This is a genomic window from Micromonospora inositola (assembly GCF_900090285.1).
Classification (GTDB): Bacteria; Actinomycetota; Actinomycetes; order Mycobacteriales; family Micromonosporaceae; genus Micromonospora; species Micromonospora inositola.
Genome location: NZ_LT607754.1, coordinates 319,239 through 342,877, shown reverse-complemented (window position 1 = coordinate 342,877; position 23,639 = coordinate 319,239). Strand labels below are relative to the sequence as shown.

Genomic DNA, 23,639 nt, shown 5'->3' with positions numbered 1-23,639 from the left:
CAAAGGAAGTCGGGATGGGGCGATGAAGATCGTCGAGGCCAGCGGGCTGGGGCTGCGGACCCGCCGGGGCTGGATGTACCGGGACGTCGACCTGACCGCCGAGGCCGGCGAGCTGCACGCGGTGACCGGGCCGCCCGGCAGCGGGCGCACCTCCCTGCTGCTCGCCCTGGCCGGCTGCTTCCCGCACACCGACGGGGAGCTGCGCCGGCGCGGCCCCGCCGCGCTCGGCCAGGTCGCCGGGGTGCACGAGCCCGACCCGACGCTGACCGTGGCCGAACACATCCAGGAGCGGCTGCTGCTGCTCGGGCCCGTGCCGCGCCGTCGCCGGCAGCTCGTGCCGGTCGCCGCCGTCCGCGCCCGCCGGGCGTACCGGCGGGACGCCTTCGCCGCCGCCATCGCCGGCGCCGGCTTCACCGACAGCCCGCTCGACCCCGACCGGTACGGCCGGGACCTCACCCCCGTCGAGCGGCAGGTGCTCGGCCTGGTGCTGGCCAGCCTGAGCGGCCCGAACCTGATCGTCGCCGACGACGTGGACGCCGGATCCGACGCCCCCGAGCGGCAGTGGATCTGGGCCGCCCTGTCCCGCCTCGCCGACCAGGGATACGCCGTCATCGCCAGCGCCCGCGCCGTCGAACCCGGCACCATCGCGATCACCCACCGGCTCGGCGATCCGACCCTGCCCACCCGCACCGAGCTGACCCTGCCCCCGGCCGCCCTCGTCGCCCCCCGGGCGGCCCAGGACCAGACCCCCGAGGTGACCGCATGAGTGTCGTTCGTCTTGCGCTGTTCGAGCTGCGCCGGATGACCCGGGGCCGGCTGCCGCGCGCCGCGCTCGCCGTCCTCACCGTCATCCCGCTGCTCTACGGCGCCCTCTACCTCTACGCCTTCTGGGACCCGTACGGGAACCTGGATCGCATCCCGGTCGCCCTGGTCAACGCCGACCGGCCGGCGAAGGCCGGCGACGGCACCGAGGTGCACGCCGGCCGGGACCTCACCGACGAGCTGATCGGCCGCAAGGTCTTCGGCTGGACCGTCACCAACTCCGACGACGCCACCGCCGGCCTGCGCAGCGGCCGCTACCACCTGGTCTTCTCCATCCCGGCGGACTTCTCGGCCACCCTGGCGGCCAGCCCCGAGCCGAACCAGCCGGCCCGCCGGGGCGAGCTGAAGGTGGTCAACGACGACGCCACCAACTACCTCTCCGGGCTGCTCGCCCGCTCCGCGTTCAGCGAGATCCGAGCCGCCGCCGCGGAGAGCACGGCCGCCTCGTACTTCGACAAGATGCTGATCGGGTTCACCGACGCCAAGGCCGAGACCGGCCGGGCCGCCGACGGCGCCGGGAGGATCCACGACGGGCTCGGCGCCTCCGAGGACGGCGCCGGGAAGATCGCCGACGGGCTGGACGCCTCGGAGAACGGGGCCGGGCAGCTCGCGGACGGCCTGGGCAGGTCCGTACAGGGCGCGGACAAGCTGGCCTCCGGGCTCGACCAGCTCTACACCGGCGCGGCGCAGATCGCCGACGGCACCAACCACGCGGCGACCGAGACCCGCGCGGCCGCCGCCCGGGTGGACGCGGCCGTCGACAAGTACGAGCCGCTGCTGCGGAAGAACGCCGCGGACATCCAGCGCGCCGCCACCCTGGTCGCCGAGGGCGCGCAGGCGCTCGCCGACGGCATCGACGCGCTGCCGGCGAAGGCGGACCAGGTGGTGACCCAGGCGGAGCAGGTCCGCGACCGGCTGGACGCGCTGGTCGAGGCCCACCCCGAGCTGGCCGACGACCCGAACCTCGTCGCCGCCCGGCAGGCCGCCGACAAGGCCGTCACCGCCGCCAAGGCGATGGCCGCCACCCTGGACAAGACCGACCTGGCCGCGCTGCAGAAGAAGATGACCCAGGTGGCCGCGACCGCCGGCGAGGTCGCCACCGCCGCGCCGCACCTCGCCGACGACGTCGCCTCCGCCCGGGCCAAGGTCGACCAGCTCGCCAGCGGGCTGACCACCCTCGCCGCCGGCAGCGCCAAGCTCCGCGACGGGCTGGGCGGCGCCGCCGACGGCGCGGACCAGCTCCGCGGCGGGCTGTACCGGCTCGCCACCGGCGCCCGCCAGCTCGACGGCGGGCTGGCCCAGCTCAGCAGCGGCAGCGACCGGCTCGCCGACGGGCTGACCAAGCTGGAGGGCGGCGCCGGCGACCTCGCCGACGGGCTCGCCGCGGGGGAGAAGAGGCTGCCCGGGTACCACGACGCGGAGAGCCGCTCCGACATCCTCGGCGACCCGGTCGGGCTGATCCGCAACTCGCAGCACCCGGCCGGCTCGTACGGCGTGGGCTTCGCCCCGTACTTCCTGGCCCTGGCGCTCTGGGTCGGCGCGATGATCACGTACATGCTGCTGCGGCCGGTCAACCGGCGGCACGTGATGTCCGGTGCGCCCGGCTGGCGGGTCGCGCTCGCCGGCTGGCTGCCCGCCGCGGCGATCGGCCTGGCCCAGGCCGGGGTGCTCTTCACCGTGGTCACCCTGGTGCTCGGCCTGGACCCGGTGCACGACCTGGCCACCCTCGGCCTGCTCGCGCTGACCTCGCTCGCCTTCACCGCGATCATGCAGCTGCTCGGTGCGGCGCTCGGTCCGGCCGGCCGGCTCGCCGCGTTGGCCCTGCTGATGCTCCAGCTCACCTCCTCCGGCGGCACCTACCCGGTGCAGACCTCGCCCGGCTTCTTCCAGGCCATCCACCCCTGGCTGCCGATGACGTACGTGGTGGCCGGGCTCCGGCACACCATCAACGGCGGACCCACCGGGCCGGTGCTCACCGGAGCGGCCGTGCTGGTCGCGTTCGGGGTGGGCGCGCTGCTGTTCACCATCGGCGCGACGCGCCGGTCCCGCCGGCTGACCCCGGCCAAGCTGCACCCCGAACTGACCATGTGAGGATGCTGATGGGCCGGACGGCGGTGACCCGGGGCTCCGGCACGGGCCGGCCCACCGGCGCGTGCCGGACGGGTGGACGTGGAGGGCGAGTGACGGACGGACGGTCGCGGCGGCGGGAGGACACCCGCCAGCGCCTCTTCGTGGCGGCGGTGGAGCTCATCGCCGAGCAGGGCTTCTCGGCCACCACCGTGGACGACATCGCGGCCCGCGCCGGGGTGGCCAAGGGAACCGTCTACTACAACTTCGAGTCCAAGACCGTGCTCTTCGAGGAGCTGTTGCGACACGGCATCGGGCTGCTCACCGCCGACTTCCGGGCCGCGGTCGCCGGGCTGCCGCCGCGCGAGGCGCTCGCCGCCCTGGTCCGCGCCGAGCTGGAGTACATCCGTCGGTACCGGGCCTTCGCCCAGCTCCTGCTCTCGGAGATGTGGCGGACCAACCGGGAGTGGCAGCAGACCCTGCGGCTGCTGCGCGGCGAGGCCATCGAGGTGATCGCCGAGACCGTCCGGGCCGGGGTCGCCAGCGGTGACCTCCCGGCCGACCTGGACGTGCGGACGGCCAGCTCCGCGCTGTTCGGCGTCGGGCTGGTGGTGGCCGTGGACTGGCTGGTCTTCCAGCCGGAGCGGCCGATCGAGGATGTGCAGGAGGCGCTGCTCGGTATCGTCCGCCGGGTCGCCCAGACCTGAGCCGGGGATGTCTGCCGCCGGCGTAAATGCGTTGAGCCGTCGCCGTCGGACGACCAGGCTGGGAGCACCGCCCCGCCCACCCGAGTCCGGAGGACCGTCCCATGCGCCTGCTCCGTGATCTCTGGGCCACCGCACCACGCCGGATGGCGGTCGTCGTCCTGCTGATCCTGCTCGGCGCCGGTGGCCAGGCCGCCGCCTCGGCGCTGGCCGGGCCCGTCCTGGTGCACCGCTCGTCCGGCTGGTTCGCGGCCCTGGCCGTGGCCCTGGTCGCCGCCGTGCTCACCGACCTCGCCGTCGGGCTGCTGATGGCCGGGCTGACCGCCGACTGGTCCGCCGACGTCCGCCGCCGGCTCTGCCGGGTGGCGCTCGGGCAGGACCTGCCCACCCTGGAGACCACCCCCGTCGGCGAGCTGCTCGACCGGATCGACAACGACGTCTACCAGGTCGCCGCCGAGATGCGGAACACCGGCGTCCGGCTGGTCCAGGGGCTCGCCGTCTGCCTGCTCGCCACCGCCAGCGCGCTGATCGTCTGGTGGCCGGCCGGGGTCGGGATGATCGTGCTGACCGCGCTGCTCGGCGTGCTGCTGCGCCGCCCCACCGCCCGGATCGCCCCCGCCCGGATGATCGAGGAGGAGGCCTGGTCCGACCTGGCCGCGGTGATGGAGGAGGCGGTGCACGGCCAGGACGACGTCCGGACCAGCCTGGCCCGGCCGTACGTGCTGCGCCTCTACGCCGGGCGGGCGGCCGAGGTGATCGCCCGCGGTGGCCGGGTGTTCCGGCTCTCCGCCCGGGTGACCGCCCTCGCCGCCGGCGCGGTCCGGGTCGGCATCGCCGCCGTGGTGCTCGGCGGGGCGTGGGCGCTGGCCGCCGACCGGATCGACGGCGCCCGGCTCACCGCGATCTGGCTGCTCGCCCTCGCCTTCGGCGCGACCGTCGAGCACATCGCCCGCTGGGTGCCGCACCTCCAGCAGGCACTCGGCGCCTGGGCCCGGGTGCAACTGCTCGCCGGCTCCCGGCAGGAACCCGCCGGTGGCGTCACCCCGGCCGACGGCGACCTGACCGTGCGCGGGCTCACCTTCCGCTACCCCGCCGGCGGGGACGAGCGGGGGCCGGCGCTGCGCGACATCCGGCTCACCTTCGCCCGCGGCCGGTCGTACGCCCTGGTCGGGCGGACCGGTTCGGGCAAGTCGACGCTGGCCAAGGTGCTCACCCGGGCCGTGGACGTGCCGCGCGGCACCGTCTTCCTCGGCGACACCGACCTGGTGGACCTGGACGTCGAGGCGCTGCGCCGCTGGATCGCTGTGGTTCCCCAGCGCACCGAGATCCTGGCCGGCACCCTCGCCGAGAACGTCGCCCTCTTCGACCCCGACCTGCTCGACGACGCCACCCGGGCGCTGGCGGAGCTGGGGCTGGCCGGCTGGATCGCCGAGCTCCCCGACGGCGTGGACACGAAGCTCGGCGAGGGCGGGCACGTGCTCTCCGCCGGGCAGGAGCAGCTCGTGGCGTTCGCCCGGATCCTGGTCCGCGACCCGCACGTGGTGATCCTCGACGAGGCCACCGCCCGGCTCGACCCGGTCACCGAGACCCGGGTCCGCCAGGCCACCGAACGCCTGCTCGCCGACCGGATCGGCATCGTCATCGCGCACCGGCTCTCCTCGGTGCGCCGCTGCGACGAGGTGGTGGTGATGGCCGACGGCGCGGTGCTGGAGGCCGGCCCGCTGCGCGAGTCGGAACGCTTCGCCGAGCTGCTGGCGACCAGCCACGCCAGCGCGTACGCCTCGGCCGGCGCCGGGCGCGGCGGGGTGGACCTGCTGCCCGGGCCCGACGAGCCGTGGGACGACGGCGAGCCGGCGTCCGCGCCGGCCGAGGCCGCCCGGCCGGCCCCGGTGGTCGTACCGAAGAGCGACCCGCCGCCGCTGCCCCCGGCGCCGCCCGCGCGGACCATGCGGGAGATCCTGCGGCTGGGCACCAACGACCCGCGGTACGGCCTGGTCTCCGTCTGCCTGTTCGTCGTGATGACCCTGCTCGGCCTGGACGGCTCGGTGCTGCCGTGGCTCTGGGCCGACGTGGTCGGCGGGGGCGACCCCTGGCTGCCGGCGCTGGGCATCGTCGCCGCGCTGCTGGTCGTCCTGCCGCTGCCCTACCTGACCAACCTGTGGTTCCCGCAGTGGTGGATCCGGCAGATGCTGCGGATCAGCCTGCGGCTGGTGCACGGGCAGACCGGGGCGCGCCGGGCCAGCGGGCACACCCCGGCCGAGGTGGTCGCCCAGGGCGGCGACACCGACCGGGTGGTGCAGCTCGCCGACAACCTGATGGACCAGTTCATCTCGGTGGCGATCGTGGTGACCATGACCGTGGTGACCGGCAGCATGGTGCCGGCGCTCTTCTTCGCCGGGACGATGCTGGTCTCCGGGTTGGCGGCGACGCTGTTCGGGCCGCGGCTGGAACGCACCGCCGGGGGCACCGTGAAGGCCCGGGCCGCCTTCGCGACCGCCCTGGTCTCCTCGCTCTCCGCGGCCCGTACGGTGAAGCTCGCCGGCGCCACCCGCCCGGTGCTGGACCACCTCGCCGCCCTGGACAGCGTCCGCAGCGACCGGCAGCGCCGGGAGATCTCCATGCAGGTGTGGGCGCGGTCCACCCCGTCGGTGGTCAGCGGCCTGCTGCCGATCGGCGCGTGGGCGCTCTACCTGGCCGGCGGGCTCTCCGCCGGCGCCACCCTGGTGGCGGTCTCCACCCTCGGGGCGGCCCGCTGGTTCGCCTGGACCACCGCGTCGCTGGTCTCGCACTACCCGTCGGCGCGAGTGTGGACCCGGCGGACCGTGGCGATGGCCGGGATCGGGGAGTACTCGGCGGCGGTGCCGGGGGTCGACCTCGCCGCCGGCCGCGCGCCCGCGCCCGAACCGCCGCCGCGGCACCCGCTGCGCCGGCTCGACCTCGCCGGCTTCGGGGCGCTGCACTCCGACGGCACCCTCGCCGTCCGGGACGTCGACCTGACCGTCGAACGGGGGCGGCTGGTGCTCGTCGTCGGCCCCGTCGGTTCCGGCAAGTCCTCGCTGCTGCGGGCCCTCGCCGGCATCGTGCACCACACCGGCACGCTGCGCTGGAACGGTGATCCGGTCACCGAGCCGGAGCTGTTCCTGCGCCCCGGCCAGGTCGGGTACGTCAGTCAACTGCCCCGGGTGCTCTCCGGCACGGTCGCCGACAACATCGCCCTGGGCCACGAGGTGGACGCCGCCGACGCGGTGTCGGCGGCGCAGCTGGAGCACGACCTGGCCGCGGCCGGCGGCGGGCTCGGGCTGCTGATCGGGCACAAGGGCACCCGGCTCTCCGGCGGGCAGCTCCAGCGGCTGGCGCTGGCCCGGGCGCTCGCGCCGCGTACCGAGCTGCTGATCGCCGACGACGTGTCGTCCGCGCTGGACGTCACCACCGAGCTGGCGCTGTGGGCGGCGCTGCGCGACCGCGGGGTGACCGTGGTCGGCTCGACGTCCAAGCGGGCCGCGCTGGTCCGGGCCGACCACGTCGTGGTCCTGATGGACGGGACCGTGGCGGCGCAGGGCCCCTGGCGGAACCTGGAGCCCCGCTGGTCCCACCTGGCCGGCTGACCCGGCCCGCGCCCCGGCGGCCCCGCCCGGGTCAGAAGGCGCGGGCGTACTGGTCGGGCCAGTGGGGTTCGGCGGTGAGCTTGGCGGCGGCGCGGCGGGGCCAGTAGGGGTCGCGGAGGAGTTCGCGGCCCAGCAGGACCAGGTCGGCCTCGCCGGCGGCGACGATCTGCTCGGCCTGCTCCGGCTCGACGATCAGGCCGACAGCGCCGGTGAGCACGCCCGCGTCACGGCGGATCCGGGCGGCGAGCGGCACCTGGTAGCCGGGGCCGATGGGGATGCTCGCCGCGGCCGAGGCGCCGCCGGAGGAGGCGTCGACCAGGTCCACCCCGGCGGCGGCCAGCTCGCCGGCGAGCGCCACGCTGTCCTCGACCGTCCAGCCGCCGGAGACCCAGTCGGTGGCCGAGATCCGGGTCAGCACCGGCACCGACTCGCCGACCGCGGCGCGGACCGCCCGCGCCACCTCCAGGGTGAGCCGCATCCGCGCGGCGCGGTCCCCGCCGTAGCCGTCCGTACGGTGGTTGGTCAGCGGGGAGAGGAACTCGTGCAGCAGGTAGCCGTGCGCGGCGTGGATCTCCACCGCGGCGAAGCCGGCGTCCAGCGCCCGGCCGGCGGCGGTGGCGAACGCGGCCACCACGCCGGCGATCCCGGCCTCGTCCAGGGCGGTCGGCTGCCGGTAGTCGGGCAGGAACGGCTCGGCACCCGGGCCGACCGGGGTCCAGCCGCCCTCGGCGTCCGGCACGCCGCCGCGCCGCTCGGCCCACGGCCGGTACGTGGCGGCCTTGAACCCGGCGTGCGCGAGCTGCACGGCCGGCACCGCGCCCTGCGCGGCGACGAACGCGGTGATCGGGCGCCAGGCATCGACGTGCGCGCCGGACCAGAGGCCGACGTCCTGCGGGCTGATCCGGCCCTCGGGGACCACCGCGGTGGCCTCGGTGACGATCAGGCCGGCGCCGCCGACGGCCCGGGAGCCGAGATGGACCCGGTGCCAGTCGGTCGGCAGCCCGTCCGGGCCGGCGCTGTACTGGCACATCGGGGCCATCGCGACCCGGTTGGGCAGGGTGACGCCGCGCAGGGCGAGCGGGGTGAACAGGGCACTCATGCGGTGATCCTCTCGAAGCACGAGAAGGGGAGGGCCCGAGGGCCCTCCCCTTTCAGGTTGCTCAGGCGGGGACGGGGGCCAGCTCCGCCGACCGCGTCTCGTCGGCGTCGACCAGCTCGCGCTTGCCGGCGGACTCGTACGCGGCCCGGTCGAGGGTGCCCTCGCGGGCGGCCACGATGGTCGGCACGAGCGCCTGACCGGCCACGTTGGTGGCGGTGCGGATCATGTCCAGGATCGGGTCGATCGCCAGCAGCAGGCCGGCTCCGGCCAGCGGCAGGCCCAGCGTGCTCAGGGTCAGGGTGAGCATCACGATCGCGCCGGTCAGGCCGGCGGTGGCGGCCGAGCCGACCACCGAGACGAAGGCGATCAGCAGGTAGTCGGTCACGCCGAGGTGCACCCCGAAGACCTGCGCCACGAAGATCGCGGCCAGGGCCGGGTAGATCGCGGCGCAGCCGTCCATCTTGGTGGTGGCGCCGAACGGCACCGCGAAGGAGGCGTACTCGCGAGGGACGCCGAGACGCTCGACGGAGCGCTGGGTCACCGGCATGGTGCCCACCGAGGAGCGGGAGACGAAGGCCAGCTCGATGGCCGGCCAGGCGCCGGCGAAGAAGCGCAGCGGGTTGAGCCGGCCGGCGGCGACGAGCAGCACCGGGTAGACCACGAACAGCACGATCGCGCAGCCGACGTAGACGGCGGTGGTGAACTTCGCGAGCGGGGCGAGCAGGTCCCAGCCGTACGAGGCGACGGCGTGGCCGATCAGGCCGAGGGTGCCGATCGGGGCGAGCCGGATCACCCACCAGAGCGCCTTCTGCACGATGCTCAGCACGGCGCGGTTGAACTCGACGAACGGCTCGGCGGCCTGGCCGACCAGCAGCGCGGCGGCGCCGACCACCAGGGCGAGGAAGACGATCTGGAGCACGTTGCCCTCGACGAACGCGCCGACCGGGTTGGTGGGCACGATGCCGGTGAGGAAGTCGGTCCAGGAGCCGGTCTTCTTCGGCGCGGCGGCGCCGGCGACGTCGAGGGTGACCCCCTTGCCGGGGTTGGTGAGCAGGCCGAGGCCGATGCCGATGCTCACCGCGATCAGCGCGGTGAGGCCGAACCAGAGCAGCGTCTTCAGCGCGAGCCGGGCGGCGTTGGCCACGCCGCGCAGGCTGACCACGCTGACCACGATGGCGGTGAAGACCAGCGGCGGGACGGCCAGCTTGAGCAGCTGGACGAAGAGGCCGCCGACGGTGTCGAGGGTGCTGGCCAGCCAGCTCAGGTCGTTGGCGCGGGCGAGGAAGCCCAGCGCGACGCCGAGCACGAGGCCGAGCAGGATCTGCACGGAAAAGGGGATCTTGCGCAGGGCGGAAGCCATGAGGTTGCGTCCAAGGTCTGTAAGAGGGTCGGTCGGGGGGCAGCGTCAGGAACGAGGCTGCGCCGGACAGACGCCGCTGGCCTGCAGTCGGAGGTCGACATACAGGCGCACGGTGAGGTGCCAGACGTTGGTCATCGCGTGCCGACGCTACTCCCAGCCGGCCCACAGTCGGAAGGAGTGATCGGCGTGACGATCCTTACATGACCGGTTCCCGCCCTGGTGATCCGTTCGTCACGACCCGCGCCGGGCCAGGCCGAGCGCGCTGGCGGTGGCGAGGCCCCAGCCGACCGCCACCGTCAACAGCAGCCGCTCCAGCACCCCGACCAGGCCGCCGCGCCCCACGATCAGCATGGTCAGGGCGATCGCCGCCGACAGCGGCAGGGCCGTCGCCGCGCCGAGGGCGGCGATCCGGCGCACCGCCGGGCCGGCGGCGGGGGAGCGGAGCAGGACCAGCATCGCGAAGACCACCGAGGCCGTCGCCGCGATGCTCGCGCCGCCGTGCACCAGGTCGGCCACGGTGGGCGTCTCGAACGGCGGCAGCGGGCAGCCGGCGCTGCACGTCACCGCGCCGGAGAGCAGCGTGAGGACGCTGCCGGCCGCGAGCAGCCCCCCGGCCACCCGCAGCGCCGTGGGCAGCGCCACCGCGAGCAGCAGCAGCGCCGCGGCCAGGGCGAACATCCCGATCCGGTACGCCGCGGCGTACCGGCTGTCGGTGACGCCGGCCTCGCTGACGTACCCGGTGGGGCCCGGACCGGGACCGGCGACCACGGCGACCGTCACCGCGACCGCGCCCGCGAGGGTGCAGCCGGCGGCGGCCGACGCGGCGACGACCCGGCCGAGGCCCGCCTCAGCCACGCCCGTGCGGCGTGGCCCAGCCGGACAGGTCCGGGCCGAGCGGCACGATCCCGGTCGGATTGATCTCCCGGTGCGTGCCGTAGTAGTGCCGCTTGATGTGGTCGAAGTCGACCGTGTCCCCGAAGCCCGGGGTCTGGAACAGGTCCCGGGCGTACGCCCACAGCACCGGCATCTCGGTCAGCTTCTGCCGGTTGCACTTGAAGTGCCCGTGGTACGCCACGTCGAAGCGGACCAGCGTGGTGAAGAACCGCACGTCCGCCTCGGTGATCGCGTCGCCCATCAGGTAGCGGCGGCCGGCCAGCCGCTCCGACAGCGCGTCCAGCCGGGCGAACAGCGCGAGGTACGCCTCGTCGTACGCCTCCTGGGAGGTGGCGAAGCCGCACCGGTAGACGCCGTTGTTGACGTCCCGGTGGATCTCCGCCATCAGCGCATCCAGCTCCGGGCGCAGCTCGACCGGGTAGAGATCCGGCGCGTCCGGCTTGTGGAACCGCCGCCACTCGGTCGAGAAGTCCAGGGTGAGCTGCGGGTAGTCGTTGGTGACCACCCGCCCGGTCAGCGTGTCCACCAGCGCCGGCACGGTCACCCGGCCGGTGTAGTCCGCGTCGGTCGCCAGGTACGCCTCGGAGAGGAAGCCGATGCCGAGCACCGGGTCGAAGCCGTCCGGGTCGAGGGCGAACCGCCAGCCCCGCTCGTCCCGGATCGGGTCGACCGTGCCCAGCGAGATGACGTCCGCCAGCCCCAGCAGGCCGCGCACGATCCGGGCCCGGTGCGCCCACGGGCACGCCCGGCACCAGATCAGCCGGTACCGGCCGGCCTCCAGCGGCCAGCGGTCCTGCTCGTCCGGCCCGCCGCCGGGCGGGGACGTCGAGTGCGGGGTGACCCGACCGGTGAACCGGTTGGGCTGGCGGACGAACTCCCCGCTGCCGGCGGTCTCTGCGCTGAACTGGGCCCGGGCCATGCCGTCAACCTAACCGTTCCGGGCCTGGATATCCTGGCTGCCGGGCGTCCCCGCGACCCGGCGGACGCCGCCGTCCGAGCCCCTTCCCACCCCCGAAGGACAGCGCCGATGACCGTGGCATACCTCGTGGCCGGAGTCCGTACCCCGATCGGCCGGTACGCCGGCGCCCTCGCCGGGATACGCCCCGACGACCTCGCCGCGCACGTGATCCGCGAACTGGTCGCCCGCCACCCCTCGGTGGACTGGGCCCGGACCGACGACGTGCTCCTCGGCTGCGCCAACCAGGCCGGCGAGGACAACCGCAACGTGGCCCGGATGGCGGCGCTGCTCGGCGGGCTGCCCGAGGAGGTCCCCGGCAGCACGGTCAACCGGCTCTGCGGCTCCGGCCTGGACGCCCTGGCCATCGCCGCCCGCGCCATCGTGGCGGGCGAGGCCGACCTGGTGGTCGCCGGCGGGGTGGAGAGCATGAGCCGGGCCCCCTTCGTCATGCCGAAGGCGGCCACGCCCTTCTCCCGCGCCGCCGAGGTGTACGACACCACGATCGGTTGGCGGCTGGTCAACCCGCTGATGAAGCAGCGGTGGGGGATCGACTCGATGCCCGAGACCGCGGAGAACGTCGCCGCCGAGCACGGCATCGGCCGGGCCGCCCAGGACGAGTTCGCGTACCGCTCCCAGCAGCGGGCCGCCAAGGCGCAGGCCGACGGCCGGTTCGCCGAGGAGATCGTGCCGGTGACCGTCCCCGCCGGGCGCCGCGAGACGAAGCTGGTCGAGGTCGACGAGCACCCGCGGGAGACCTCGCTGGAGAAGCTGGCCGCGCTGCCCACCCCGTTCCGTGAGGGCGGCACGGTCACCGCCGGCAATTCCTCCGGCGTCAACGACGGTGCGGTCGCCCTGCTGGTCGCCTCCGAGGCCGCGGTGTCCCGGTACGGCCTCACCCCGCTCGCCCGGATCAGCGGCGCGGCGGCGGCCGGCGTGCCGCCACGGATCATGGGAATGGGTCCGGTGCCGGCCACCCGCAAGCTGCTCGACCGGCTCGGCCTGGGGCTCGACGCCGTAGACGTGATCGAGCTGAACGAGGCGTTCGCCGCCCAGTCGGTCGCCGTGCTGCGGGAACTGGGCCTGCCCGAGGACGCCGAGCACGTCAACCCGAACGGCGGCGCCATCGCGCTCGGCCACCCGCTGGGGGCCAGCGGCGCCCGGCTGGCGCTCACCGCCGCGCTGGAGCTGCGCCGGCGGGGCGCCCGGCGGGCGCTCGCGACCATGTGCATCGGCGTCGGGCAGGGCATCTCCCTGCTGCTGGAGTCCGCCGCCTGACGAGGCTCCGGTCCGCCGCCGTCGCCGGCGGCGGACCGGAGCCTGTCCGGGCCGAAAAGCCGATCTCCCGTCGGTGGGCGGACGCGCCTAGAGTGGTCAGCACCACACGATCCGCGGGTCGGCCGGTGTCGCTTCCGCGTGCCCCCGCACGCCCGGACACCGCCGCTCTCCCGCGCCGCGGCGACGAACTGGGGCGACGTGATGCAGATGCCGGACGGACTTCCCGCCGAGATCGACCTGACCCGGCCGAGCGCGGCCCGGGTGTACGACTACTTCCTCGGCGGCGCGCACAATTTCGAGATCGACCGGCAGCTCGCCGAGCAGATCGCCAGCATGACGCCGAACCTCGCGGCCACCATGCGCTCGGGTCGGGAGTTCCTGCGCCGGGCCGTCCGGGCGCTGCTCGACGCCGGCATCGACCAGTTCCTCGACATCGGCTCCGGCATCCCGACGGTCGGCAACGTGCACGAGGTGGCCCAGGCGGCGAACCTCAAGGCGCGGATCGTCTACGTCGACATCGACCCGGTCGCCGTGGCGCACAGCCGGGAGCTGCTCGCCGGCAACGACCTCACCGCCGTCCTCCACGCCGACCTGCGCGAGCCGGAGCGGATCCTCGCCGAGGCCCGGGAGTCGGGTCTGATCGACTTCGGCCGGCCGGTCGGGATCCTGCTCGCCGGGGTGGTCCACTTCGTTCCGGACGCCGACCGCCCCTGGGACGTCCTGGCCACCCTGCGGGCCGCCGCCGCGCCCGGCAGCCATCTGGTCATCTCGCACTCCACGTTCGAGGACCAGCCGCAGGAGATGCTCGACGCGCAGCGGCTGTCGGCGCGGACCGACACCGAGATCACGCTCCGCTCGCGCGCCGAGATCAGCTCCTTCTTCGGTGACTGGACGATCCTCGAACCGGGCGTGGTGCACATGCCGCTCTGGCGGCCGGACTCGCCGTCCGACGTGGACGAACACCCCGAGCGGTTCGGGGCCTTCGGCGGCGTCGCCCGGCACGACCAGCCCGCCGGCTGAGTCGGCATGCACGCCGCGCCGGTGCCGGGCGGGGAGGACTTCAGCCGGCCGGGCGCCCAGGCGTACGCCGCCGAGTGGGCTCGGGCGGTCCGCCGGCTCGGTTTCGTGCCGCTGAGCGCGGCCGAGACGGAGCGGCTGCTGCTCGTGCACACCGTCCGGCTGGCCCAGGCGCTCCTCGCCCCGACGTTCTCCGCACAGGCGGCGGAAGAGGTCGGGCGGGCGCTGGTGGAGGCCCACCTCACCGAGCCCGGCGTGCTCGACTGGTCGGTACGCGCGCTCGGCGGCCACTTCCTGCCCCGGGTGCTGCCCACCCGGGTGGAGCGGCCCGAGGCGCGGGAGCGGGTGGCGGCGTTGCAGGGCGGGCTCTCCGCCGGCTTCGCCCGCGCGCTGCGCGACCGCACCTTCACCCAGCAGGAGCGGATCGCCCGCTCGGCGTGGCAGGCGCGGGACGCGGTCGAGCAGGCGCTGCGCGACAGCGAGGCCCGGTTCCGCACGGTGTTCACCGGGGCGGCGATCGGGATCGGCATCGCCGGCATCGACGGCCGGATCATCGACGTCAACCAGTCCTTCGCCGACATGCTCGGCTACACCATCGAGGAACTGCGCGAGATCACGGTCGACTCGCTCTTCCACACCGACGACGCGGCCGGCATGTGGGAGCTGTACCAGGAGCTGGTCGAGGGCAAGCACGACAGCGCCCGGGTGGAGAAGCGTTACCACCGCAAGGACGGCAGCGTCGTCTGGACCGACCTCGCCGTCTCGCTGATCCGGTACGACGACGGCCGGCCCCGGTTCACCGTCGCGATGATCGAGGACATCACCGAGCGGTACGAGCTCCAGCAGCGGCTGCGCTTCCAGGCGCTGCACGACCCGCTCACCGGCCTGCCCAACCGGACGCTCTTCTTCGAGACGCTGGGCAAGGTGTTCGAGACCGCCGGCGAGGAGCAGCGGGTGGGCATCTGCTTCCTCGACCTGGACGGCTTCAAGGCGATCAACGACAGCCTCGGCCACGACCTCGGTGACCTGCTGCTGATCGTGATCAGCCGGCGGCTCGCCGACTGCGTCGCCGGGCGCGGTCACCTGGTCGCCCGGATGGGTGGTGACGAGTTCGTCATCCTGGTCGACTCCGGCGGCGGCCTCGACGACGCGGTGGAGGTGGCCGAGCTGGCCCTGGCCGCGGTCTCCGCCCCGGTGCACGTCGGAGACCAGCAGCTCGCCGTCTCGGCGAGCATCGGCATCGTGGAGTGTCCGGCCGCGGAGACCAGCGTCTCGGAGCTGATGAAGGCCGCCGACACCACGCTGTACTGGGCGAAGGCGGAGGGACGGGGCCGGTGGGCGGTCTACGACCCGGAGCGCAGCGCCGCCGACATCGCCCGCTCGGCCCTGGCCGCCGGCCTGCCGGCCGCGCTGGACCGGGGCGAGTTCGTGCTGCACTACCAGCCCATCGTTTCGCTGCTGGACGACACGATGCTCGCGGTGGAGGCGCTGGTCCGCTGGCAGCACCCGGATCTGGGGTTGATCGGGCCGGACCGGTTCATCGGGCTGGCCGAGGAGACCGGGCTGATCGTCCGGCTCGGCGCCTGGGTGCTCCGGCAGGCGTGCCGGGACGCCGAGGGCTGGCGGCGGGCGTACCCGGACGCGCGGCTGGTGGTCAGCGTCAACCTGGCCGCCCGGCAGGCCGACGACCCGGCGATCGTGGAGACGGTGGCCGAGGCGCTGAGCCGGACCGGACTCCCGGCGGAGCTGCTGCAGCTGGAGCTGACCGAGAGCGCCGTGATGGGCACTGCCGGCGAGCCGCTGCGGTCCCTGCGGGAGCTGGCCGAGCTGGGTGTCCGGCTGGCCATCGACGACTTCGGCACCGGCTACTCGAACCTGGCGTACCTGCGCCGGTTGCCGATCCACTGCCTGAAGCTGGCCGGGCCCTTCGTCGAGGGGATCCGGGCCGACGGGGCGGACGTTGCGGCCGACCATCGGGACGAGCGGATCGTCGACGCGCTGGTCCGGCTGGCGCACGCGTTGGAGCTCTGGGTCACCGCCGAGGGGGTGGAGACCGAGGCGCAGGCCGAGCGGTTGCGCGCGCTGCGCTGCGACACCGGGCAGGGGCGCTGGTTCGGCGCGCCGGTCCCGGCCGCGCAGATCCGTGCCCGGCTCGCGGGTGGGGAGGTGCCGTGAGCGCGAGGAGCGAGCCGGTGTTGCGAGCCCCGCAGTCGCGAACTCAGGAGGTCCCGTGAGCCTGACCGACACGCAGGCCGTGGTCTCGGTGGTGGCCGCGCTGGCCATCCTGGCCGGGCTGGCCGGGGTGGTGGTGCCCGGGCTGCCGGCCCTGCCGCTGTGCTGGGGCGGGGTGCTGGTCTGGGCGCTCTTCGGCGGTGCCGGCCCCGGCCGTTGGGCGGTGCTCGTCGCCGCCACGGTGGTCGCCGCCGCCGGCACGGTGGTGAAGTACCTCTGGCCCGGGCGGAACCTGAAGAGGACCGGGGTGCCCACGTCGTCCCTGCTGGCCGGGGGCCTGCTGGGGCTGGTCGGTTTCTTCGTCATCCCGGTGGTCGGCCTGGTGATCGGCTTCGTGGCCGGGGTGTGGGGCGCGGAACGGCTGCGGCTGCGCAGCAACCAGCTCGCCTGGCCGGCCACCGTGCAGGCGCTCAAGGCGGCCGGTCTGTCCATGCTGGTGGAGTTCCTCGCCGGCGTGGTGATCGCGGCGCTCTGGGTGGCCGGGCTGCTGCTCGCCTGACAGTGAGGTAGCGGGTCGATGGCTTCGAGGTTCCGGATGGGCAGCCGCCTCCAGGAGCTCAGCGGCGAAACGACGCTCTGGATCGTCGCCGTGAATCTGGACGTCCTGTCGGGCTACACCCTCTGGGGTGGCGATGACCCAGATCGATTCCTGACGGTGGAGGATCGCCTGGTCCTGGCTCCAGACGTGGAAACGCTGATCTCACACCTCCCCAGGTCCGGCCGTCACTCGTTCTCGGGCGACGCCCGCTACGGGAGATTCCGGCAGGAGGTGACCGGCGCCTACTCGCCCGGGGCGGCGGATGGCGACGAGAGCGGGCTCTACGACTTCACGGGAACTCTCGCGGCACTCCGCGACCGCGACGTTCTCTACGCACCACACTCCGGGATGGCGGCGGACTGCCTGGGAGCCGCGCTCGATCTCGGCCTCCAGTTCGGCGCGGAGTCAGTGGGCTACCAGCTGGCCCGGCACGGTCCACTGGATCGGCTGTACCGAGCGATATGGAAGGAGATCGACGAGTCGGAGCTCGACTACCTGGAGTGCGAGGCGGCGCTCGTCCGACTGATCGAGTGGATGGAGTGCCTGGCATGGGGCCGGCCTGCTCGCACCTCGACGTGATGGTGCGGCGGCGCGGGGTGCCCGGAAGGTACGGCGGATCGCCGCACGAGTGAGAGAGAGGTGAGCACCCCGCGCCGTCGCGGACCGGGCGTTGCCGAGCGCCCGGCGGTGGCCCGTCGTGATCGGGCCTGGTCACGGGGTCAAGGATGCGGCCGGGAGGGCCGGTCCGGCAACGGAATTAGCCGCCGCGGCGGTGAGATTCCCACGGCCGTCTTATTGACCGCCTTGATCGGCAGGACCACACTTTGCCCACTCGTACCGGGGATCCACCTCGAGGAGGTGTGCAGTGGCCACTACGCCCGCGCCGACCGCCGAGCAACCGACGGACGACGACGCCCGACGGCTCGCCGAACTCGGCTACAAACAGGAGCTGCACCGCAAGTGGAGCGGCTTCTCCAACTTCGCCATCTCGTTCTCGATCATCTCGATCCTGGCCGGCTGCTTCACCACCTTCGGTCAGGCGTGGAACAACGGCGGGCCGGTCGCCATCTCCTGGGGCTGGCCGCTGATCTCGCTGTTCATCCTGATCATCGGCTTCTGCATGGCCGAGCTGGTCTCCGCGTACCCGACCGCGGGCGGGATCTACTGGTGGGCGGCGACGATGGGCCGCCCGGTGCACGGCTGGTTCACCGGCTGGCTCAACCTGATCGGGCTCGTCGCGGTCACCGCGTCGGTGGACTACGGCTGCGCCACGTTCCTCAACCTCACCCTGTCCGCGCTCTTCGACGGCTGGGCCGGCACGCTGCACCAGACCTTCTTGCTCTTCGTGGTGATCCTGGCCCTGCACGGGCTGATCAACATCTTCGGCCACCACATCATCGACGTCCTGCAGAACGTCTCGGTCTGGTGGCACGTCGCCGGCGCGGCCGTGGTGGTGGCCATCCTGCTCCTCGTCCCGGACCACCACCAGAGCTTCCAGTTCGTCTTCACCGAGCGGTTCAACAACTCGGGCTTCGGCGACGGCGACACCGGCGGGCTGACCTTCTGGTTCTACGTGCTGCCGCTGGGCTTCCTGCTCACCCAGTACACGATCACCGGCTTCGACGCCTGCGCGCACGTCTCCGAGGAGACCCGCGGCGCCTCGCAGGCCGCCGCCAAGGGGCTCTGGCGGTCGATCTTCTACTCGGCGGTCGGCGGCTGGATCCTGCTGCTGGCCTTCCTCTTCGCCGCCACCGACGTGGACGCCATCAACAAGCAGCAAGGATTCTCCGGGGCGATCTTCGAGACCGCGCTGACCCCGTTCTTCTTCAAGGCGGTCATCATCATCTCCACCATCGGGCAGTTCTTCTGCGGGATGAGCTGCGTGACGTCGATGTCCCGGATGACCTACGCGTTCAGCCGGGACCGCGCGGTGCCGGGCTGGCGGCTCTGGTCCCGTGTGGACCGCAACGGCACCCCGGTCCACGCGATCATCGCGGCGACCGTGGCCGGCCTGCTGCTCACCCTGCCCGCCCTGTACAAGAACTCGGCGGGCATCCCGGTCGCCTTCTACGCGGTGGTCTCGGTCGCGGTGATCGGGCTGTACCTGTCGTTCCTCATCCCGATCTTCCTGCGGCTGCGGATGGGGGACCGGTTCGTCCCGGGACCGTGGACGCTCGGCCCGAAATACAAGCTCCTCGGCTGGATCGCGGTGATCGAGATCGCGATCATCTCGGTCTACTTCGTGCTGCCGATCGTCCCCGCGGGGGTGCCCGGCAACGCCGACTTCAGCTGGTCGGCGGTGAACTACGCGCCGCTCGCGGTGGGCGGGCTGCTGCTGGGCGTCGCCGTCTGGTGGTACGCCTCGGCCCGGAAGTGGTTCACCGGCCCCCGCCGTACCGTCGACCTCCCGACGCCGCGCCCGGCCCCGGACGGCGCCCGGGCCGACGAGCCGGCCTGACCCGCGACGTCCCGGTCCGCCGGTCACCGGCGGACCGGGGCGTCCGGGGCCAGCGCCGCCGTGTCGGTATTGACGCACACCGGGTCCGGTCGGGCGAGCGGCGTTTGCCGGGGCCACCGCCCGGGGCATTGACGATGATCGGGTTCGGCCGGTAGACCTTGGTGATGGAGGCTCGCCCATGAGGAAAGCTCCGCTCACGCTGGAAGAACTGCGGGTCGCCATCCGGGGCGGCGAGATAGACACGGTGGTGCTGGCCCTGACCGACATGCAGGGCCGGTTGCAGGGCAAGCGGTTCCACGCCCCGTACTTCCTAGACGAGGTGGTCTCCCACGGCAGCGAGGGGTGCAACTACCTGCTCGCCGTGGACGTCGACATGAACACCGTCGACGGGTACGCGATGTCGTCCTGGGAGCGCGGCTACGGCGACTTCGCGATGAAGCCGGACCTGGCCACCCTGCGCCGGGTGCCCTGGCAGCCGGGCACCGCGATGCTCCTGGCCGACCTGCAGTGGCTGGACGGCTCCGGGCCGGTGGTCGCCTCGCCCCGGCAGATCCTGCGCCGGCAACTGGACCGGCTGGCCGCCCACGGGCTGACCACGTACGCCGGCACCGAGCTGGAGTTCGTGCTCTTCCGCGACTCGTACGAGGAGGCCTGGCGGCGCGGCTACCGCGACCTCACCCCGGCCAACCAGTACAACGTGGACTACTCGCTGCTCGGCACCGCACGGGTGGAGCCGCTGCTGCGGCGCATCCGCACCGAGATGGCCGGGGCGGGGCTGACCCCGGAGAGCGCCAAGGGCGAGTGCAACCTCGGCCAGCACGAGATCGCCTTCCGGTACGACGAGGCGGTGGCCTGCGCCGACCACCACGTCATCTACAAGAACGGGGCCAAAGATATCGCCGCCCAGGAGGGCATGTCGATCACCTTCATGGCCAAGCCGAACGCCCGCGAGGGCAACTCCTGCCACATCCACTTCTCCCTGCGCGACCGGGACGGCCGCTCGGCCATGCTGGGCGACGGGCCAGCGAAGCTGAGCGTGACCGGGCAGCGGGTGCTCGCCGGGCTGCTCGACACCATGCGGGAGCTGAGCCTCTTCTTCGCCCCGAACGTCAACTCCTACAAGCGCTACCAGCCCGGCTCGTTCGCCCCGACCGCGCTGCGCTGGGGCACCGACAACCGCACCTGCGCGCTCCGGCTGGTCGGGCAGGGCCAGGGCATGCGGGTGGAGAACCGGGTACCCGGCGCGGACGTCAACCCGTACCTGGCGATCGCCGCCCTGGTCGCCGGTGCGGTGCACGGCATCGAGCGGGAGCTGGAGCTGGGCGACGAGTGCACCGGCAACGCGTACGACGACCCGCACGCCGAGCGCGTCCCCGCCACCCTCCGCGACGCCCTCGCCCTCTGGCAGTCCTCCACGGTCGCCAAGGACGCCTTCGGCGACGAGGTGGTCGCCCACTACGCCAACCAGGCGAAGGTCGAGCTGAGGTCGTTCGACGCCGCCGTCACCGACTGGGAATTGACCCGTGGCTTCGAACGCCTCTGACCCGCCCCCGACTTCCCCGCGATCTTGCGCTTGGGGTCCTCGGTTTGTGATGGTGAGCGGCATTTGTCGGGGCCGCAACTGCAAGATCGCGGGGGAGAGGGGACGGTGCGGGCGTGAGTGAGGTCAGGAACCCGGCGACCGGGGAGGTCGTGGCGAGCGTGCCGGCCACGTCCCTGGCGGAGACGGACGTGGCGATCTCCCGGGCTCAGGTCGCGTACGAGTCGTGGCGGGACGTCGCGCCGGGGGATCGGGCGCGGGTGTTGCGGCGGTTCGCGGCGGTGGTGGACGCGCATCTGGAGGAGCTGGCGCTGCTGGAGGTGCGCAACGCCGGGCACACCATCGGCAACGCGCGCTGGGAGGCGGGCAACGTCCGGGACGTGCTCGACTACTACGCGGGGGCGCCGGAGCGGCTGACCGGGCGGCAGATCCCCGTGCCCGGCGGGCTCGACGTCACCTTCCACGAGCCGCTCGGCGTGGTCGGGGTGATCGTGCCGTGGAACTTCCCGATGCCGATCGCCGGCTGGGGCTTCGCCCCGGCGCTCGCCGCCGGCAACACCGTCGTGCTCAAGCCCGCCGAGCTGACCCCGCTGACCGCGCTGCGCCTCGCCGAACTGGCCCTCGAGGCCGGCCTGCCGGAGGGCGTGCTCACCGTGCTGCCCGGCTCCGGCAGCGTGGTGGGGCAACGGTTCGTCACCCACCCGGCGGTGCGCAAGGTCTGCTTCACCGGCTCCACCGAGGTCGGGACGCGGATCATGGCCGGCTGCGCGGCGCAGGTCAAACGGGTCACTTTGGAGCTCGGCGGCAAGTCCGCCAACCTGGTGTTCGCCGACGCCGACCTGGCGAAGGCCGCCGCCACCGCGCCGTACGCCGTCTTCGACAACGCCGGCCAGGACTGCTGCGCGCGCTCCCGGATCCTCGTCCAGCGGCCGGTGTACGACCGGTTCCTGGAGCTCCTCGAACCGGCCGTGCGCGCGTTCCGGGTGGAAGACCCGGCGGCGGAGAGCGCCGAGATGGGTCCGCTGATCTCCGCCGCCCACCGGGACCGGGTCGGCGGGTACGTGGACGGCGCGAAGGTCGCCTTCACCGGCTCGCGTCCCGACGGCCCCGGCTTCTGGTACGCCCCGACCGTGCTGCTCGCCGACTCGCCGGCCGACCGGCACTGGCGGGAGGAGGTCTTCGGCCCGGTGGTGTCGGTGCTCCCGTTCGACGACGAGGCCGACGCGATCCGGCTGGCCAACGACACCGAGTACGGCCTCTCCGGCTCGATCTGGACCCGCGACGTGGGCCGGGCCGTCCGGGTGGCCCGGGCGGTCGAGTCCGGCAACCTCAGCGTCAACTCGCACTCGTCGGTGCGCTACTGGACCCCGTTCGGCGGGATGAAGCGCTCCGGCCTCGGCCGGGAACTGGGTCCGGACGCGCTGCACGCCTTCACCGACGTCAAGAACGTGTTCATCTCGACAGAGGAGTGACCGCAGTGCAGGGACGGCTGGAGGACCGGGTCGCGGTGGTGACCGGGGCGGGCAGCGGGATCGGATTGGCCACCGTGCGACGGTTCGCCGCCGAGGGGGCCCGGGTGGTGTGCGTCGACATCGACCCGGCGGCGGGCAAGCGGGCCGCCGACGAGGTGGGCGGGGAGTTCGTGGCCTGCGACGTGGCCGACGAGGCCGCGGTCCGCGACCTCTTCGACGGGGTGGTCGAACGGCACGGCCGGGTGGACGTCGCGTTCAACAACGCCGGCATCTCCCCGCCGGACGACGACTCGATCCTGGAGACCGGGCTGGACGCCTGGGAGCGGGTGCTGCGGGTCAACACCACCAGCGTCTACCTCTGCTGCAAGCACGTCATCCCGCACATGCGCCGGCAGGGCAAGGGCTCGATCATCAACACCGCCTCGTTCGTCGCGCTGATGGGGGCGGCCACCTCGCAGATCGCGTACACGGCGAGCAAGGGCGGGGTGCTGGCGATGACCCGGGAGCTGGGCGTGCAGTTCGCCCGGGAGGGCATCCGGGTCAACGCGCTCTGTCCCGGCCCGGTCGCCACCCCGCTGCTGCTTGAGCTCTTCGCCGCCGACCCGGAGCGGGCCGCCCGGCGGCTGGTGCACGTGCCGATGGGCCGGTTCGGCCAGCCGGAGGAGATCGCCGCCGCGGTGGCCTTCCTGGCCAGCGACGACTCGTCGTTCATGACCGCCGCGCAGTTCGTGGTGGACGGCGGGATCACCGGCGCGTACGTGACGCCACTGTGAGCGCGAGGAGTGAGCCGGGTCTGCGAGCCCCGCAGTCGCGAACGGTGCCGGCCCGGTGAGCCGGCCGCTCATCGGGATCACCGCGTACGTCGAGCCGGCCGGCTGGGCGGTGTGGCGGGACGTGCCGGCGGCGCTGGTGCCGCAGGCGTACGTCCGGGCGGTCACCGCCTGCGGCGGCCGGGCCGTGCTGCTGCCCCCGGACGACCTCGACGCGGACGTGGTCGGCGTGCTCGACGGTCTGCTCCTCGCCGGTGGCGCCGACGTCTGCCCGGAGCGGTACGACCAGCCGCCCGACCCGCGTACCGAGAGCCGCCCCGACCGGGACGCGGGCGAGCTGGCCCTGCTCACCGCGGCGCTCGCCGCGGATCTGCCGGTGCTCGGCGTGTGCCGGGGGATGCAGCTGCTCGCGGTCGCCCACGGCGGTGCGCTGCACCAGCACCTGCCGGACGTGATCGGTCACGACCGCCATCGCCCGGCGCCCGGGGTGTACGGCGCGCACCCGGTGCGGTTCGCCCCCGGCACCCTGGCCGGGTCGGTGCTGGCCGGGGTGGACCGGGTCAACTCCTACCACCACCAGGCCGTGGCCGACCCCGGCGACCTGGCGGTCACCGGGTGGGCCGACGACGGGGTGGTGGAGGCGCTGGAGGATCCGCGGCGGCGCTTCCTGCTGGGCGTGCAGTGGCATCCGGAGAACGATCCTGACCCGCTCCCGGTGGCCGCCCTGGTCCGGGCCGCCCGCGCCGCCCGCGGCTGACCGCGTCACGTGTTGCGCACATCACATCGACGCGGAGTGCCCGCCGGTGTCGGGTTACGTCAGGGTGAGGC

18 protein-coding genes are annotated in these 23,639 nt (G+C 73.8%); 14 read left to right on the top strand and 4 right to left on the bottom strand.

Features of this window, described 5'->3' with window-relative positions:
- Positions 1–22: 22 nt before the first annotated feature.
- The 4 genes from GA0070613_RS01545 to GA0070613_RS01530 all read left to right on the top strand — a co-directional run bounded on the left by GA0070613_RS01545 (position 23) and on the right by GA0070613_RS01530 (position 7,198).
- On the top strand, positions 23–766 hold the full coding sequence (locus tag GA0070613_RS01545) for an ATP-binding cassette domain-containing protein (protein ID WP_089010635.1): 744 nt from the start codon (positions 23–25) through the stop codon (positions 764–766).
- Positions 763–2,913 carry a YhgE/Pip family protein gene (locus tag GA0070613_RS01540; RefSeq protein WP_089010634.1) on the top strand — a complete coding sequence of 717 codons (2,151 nt, stop codon included), beginning with the start codon at positions 763–765 and terminating at the stop codon, positions 2,911–2,913. The genes GA0070613_RS01545 and GA0070613_RS01540 overlap by 4 nt, the downstream gene beginning before the upstream one ends.
- Before the next feature lie 89 nt (positions 2,914–3,002).
- Positions 3,003–3,596 carry a TetR/AcrR family transcriptional regulator gene (locus GA0070613_RS01535; RefSeq protein WP_089010633.1) on the top strand — a complete coding sequence of 198 codons (594 nt, stop codon included), beginning with the start codon at positions 3,003–3,005 and terminating at the stop codon, positions 3,594–3,596.
- Positions 3,597–3,697: 101 nt separating this feature from the next.
- Positions 3,698–7,198, top strand: a complete 3,501-nt coding sequence (locus GA0070613_RS01530; protein WP_089010632.1) for an ATP-binding cassette domain-containing protein — start codon at positions 3,698–3,700, stop codon at positions 7,196–7,198.
- 31 nt (positions 7,199–7,229) lie between these two features.
- Here GA0070613_RS01530 and GA0070613_RS01525 read toward each other — a convergent pair whose 3' ends face one another.
- The 4 genes from GA0070613_RS01525 to GA0070613_RS01510 form a co-directional block, all read right to left on the bottom strand.
- A complete protein-coding gene (locus GA0070613_RS01525; RefSeq protein ID WP_089010631.1) occupies positions 7,230–8,297 on the bottom strand; it encodes an NADH:flavin oxidoreductase/NADH oxidase in 1,068 nt (355 codons plus the stop codon).
- A 61-nt stretch (positions 8,298–8,358) separates the two neighbouring features.
- A complete protein-coding gene (locus GA0070613_RS01520; protein WP_172875948.1) occupies positions 8,359–9,645 on the bottom strand; it encodes a dicarboxylate/amino acid:cation symporter in 1,287 nt (428 codons plus the stop codon).
- A 243-nt stretch (positions 9,646–9,888) separates the two neighbouring features.
- The gene (locus tag GA0070613_RS01515; RefSeq protein ID WP_089010629.1) at positions 9,889–10,512 is read right to left on the bottom strand and encodes a DUF998 domain-containing protein; all 624 of its coding nucleotides are present in this window, start codon (positions 10,510–10,512) and stop codon (positions 9,889–9,891) included.
- Positions 10,505–11,470, bottom strand: coding sequence for a glutathione S-transferase family protein (locus tag GA0070613_RS01510; protein ID WP_089010628.1), 966 nt, complete (start codon positions 11,468–11,470; stop codon positions 10,505–10,507). Before GA0070613_RS01510 ends, GA0070613_RS01515 begins: the two co-directional genes overlap by 8 nt.
- A gap of 108 nt (positions 11,471–11,578) precedes the next feature.
- On the opposite strand from GA0070613_RS01510, the gene pcaF reads away from it, so the two are divergent.
- The 10 genes from pcaF (at position 11,579) to GA0070613_RS01460 (ending at position 23,568) form a co-directional block, all read left to right on the top strand.
- Complete coding sequence (gene pcaF, locus GA0070613_RS01505; RefSeq protein ID WP_089010627.1) at positions 11,579–12,784, top strand: 3-oxoadipyl-CoA thiolase; 1,206 nt, start codon at positions 11,579–11,581, stop codon at positions 12,782–12,784.
- A 201-nt stretch (positions 12,785–12,985) separates the two neighbouring features.
- On the top strand, positions 12,986–13,804 hold the full coding sequence (locus GA0070613_RS01500) for an SAM-dependent methyltransferase (protein ID WP_089015678.1): 819 nt from the start codon (positions 12,986–12,988) through the stop codon (positions 13,802–13,804).
- 6 nt (positions 13,805–13,810) lie between these two features.
- A complete protein-coding gene (locus tag GA0070613_RS01495; RefSeq protein WP_089010626.1) occupies positions 13,811–15,976 on the top strand; it encodes a putative bifunctional diguanylate cyclase/phosphodiesterase in 2,166 nt (721 codons plus the stop codon).
- Between the two features lie 55 nt (positions 15,977–16,031).
- Entirely contained in the window at positions 16,032–16,532 is a 501-nt protein-coding gene (locus GA0070613_RS01490) for a DUF456 domain-containing protein (RefSeq protein WP_089010625.1), read from the top strand.
- Between the two features lie 18 nt (positions 16,533–16,550).
- Positions 16,551–17,150, top strand: coding sequence for a hypothetical protein (locus tag GA0070613_RS01485; protein ID WP_089010624.1), 600 nt, complete (start codon positions 16,551–16,553; stop codon positions 17,148–17,150).
- Positions 17,151–17,436: 286 nt separating this feature from the next.
- Positions 17,437–19,029 (top strand): amino acid permease, encoded by a 1,593-nt coding sequence (locus tag GA0070613_RS01480; RefSeq protein ID WP_089010623.1) that lies wholly within the window; start codon positions 17,437–17,439, stop codon positions 19,027–19,029.
- A 178-nt stretch (positions 19,030–19,207) separates the two neighbouring features.
- On the top strand, positions 19,208–20,572 hold the full coding sequence (locus GA0070613_RS01475; RefSeq protein ID WP_089010622.1) for a glutamine synthetase family protein: 1,365 nt from the start codon (positions 19,208–19,210) through the stop codon (positions 20,570–20,572).
- 113 nt (positions 20,573–20,685) lie between these two features.
- On the top strand, positions 20,686–22,041 hold the full coding sequence (locus tag GA0070613_RS01470; protein WP_089010621.1) for an aldehyde dehydrogenase family protein: 1,356 nt from the start codon (positions 20,686–20,688) through the stop codon (positions 22,039–22,041).
- Positions 22,042–22,046: 5 nt separating this feature from the next.
- A complete protein-coding gene (locus tag GA0070613_RS01465; RefSeq protein ID WP_089010620.1) occupies positions 22,047–22,814 on the top strand; it encodes a 3-oxoacyl-ACP reductase in 768 nt (255 codons plus the stop codon).
- A gap of 55 nt (positions 22,815–22,869) precedes the next feature.
- Positions 22,870–23,568 (top strand): gamma-glutamyl-gamma-aminobutyrate hydrolase family protein, encoded by a 699-nt coding sequence (locus GA0070613_RS01460; RefSeq protein ID WP_089010619.1) that lies wholly within the window; start codon positions 22,870–22,872, stop codon positions 23,566–23,568.
- The last annotated feature ends 71 nt before the right edge of the window (positions 23,569–23,639 follow it).

What these genes read in the sequence shown, in the direction of transcription:
- GA0070613_RS01545 (WP_089010635.1), top strand. Translation starts at nt 23, where the DNA reads ATGAAGATCGTCGAGGCCAGCGGGCTGGGGCTGCGGACCCGCCGGGGC.
- GA0070613_RS01540 (WP_089010634.1), top strand. Translation starts at nt 763, where the DNA reads ATGAGTGTCGTTCGTCTTGCGCTGTTCGAGCTGCGCCGGATGACCCGG.
- GA0070613_RS01530 (WP_089010632.1), top strand. Translation starts at nt 3,698, where the DNA reads ATGCGCCTGCTCCGTGATCTCTGGGCCACCGCACCACGCCGGATGGCG.
- GA0070613_RS01525 (WP_089010631.1), bottom strand. Translation starts at nt 8,297, where the DNA reads ATGAGTGCCCTGTTCACCCCGCTCGCCCTGCGCGGCGTCACCCTGCCC.
- GA0070613_RS01510 (WP_089010628.1), bottom strand. Translation starts at nt 11,470, where the DNA reads ATGGCCCGGGCCCAGTTCAGCGCAGAGACCGCCGGCAGCGGGGAGTTC.
- pcaF (WP_089010627.1), top strand. Translation starts at nt 11,579, where the DNA reads ATGACCGTGGCATACCTCGTGGCCGGAGTCCGTACCCCGATCGGCCGG.
- GA0070613_RS01500 (WP_089015678.1), top strand. Translation starts at nt 12,986, where the DNA reads ATGCAGATGCCGGACGGACTTCCCGCCGAGATCGACCTGACCCGGCCG.
- GA0070613_RS01495 (WP_089010626.1), top strand. Translation starts at nt 13,811, where the DNA reads ATGCACGCCGCGCCGGTGCCGGGCGGGGAGGACTTCAGCCGGCCGGGC.
- GA0070613_RS01485 (WP_089010624.1), top strand. Translation starts at nt 16,551, where the DNA reads ATGGCTTCGAGGTTCCGGATGGGCAGCCGCCTCCAGGAGCTCAGCGGC.
- GA0070613_RS01475 (WP_089010622.1), top strand. Translation starts at nt 19,208, where the DNA reads ATGAGGAAAGCTCCGCTCACGCTGGAAGAACTGCGGGTCGCCATCCGG.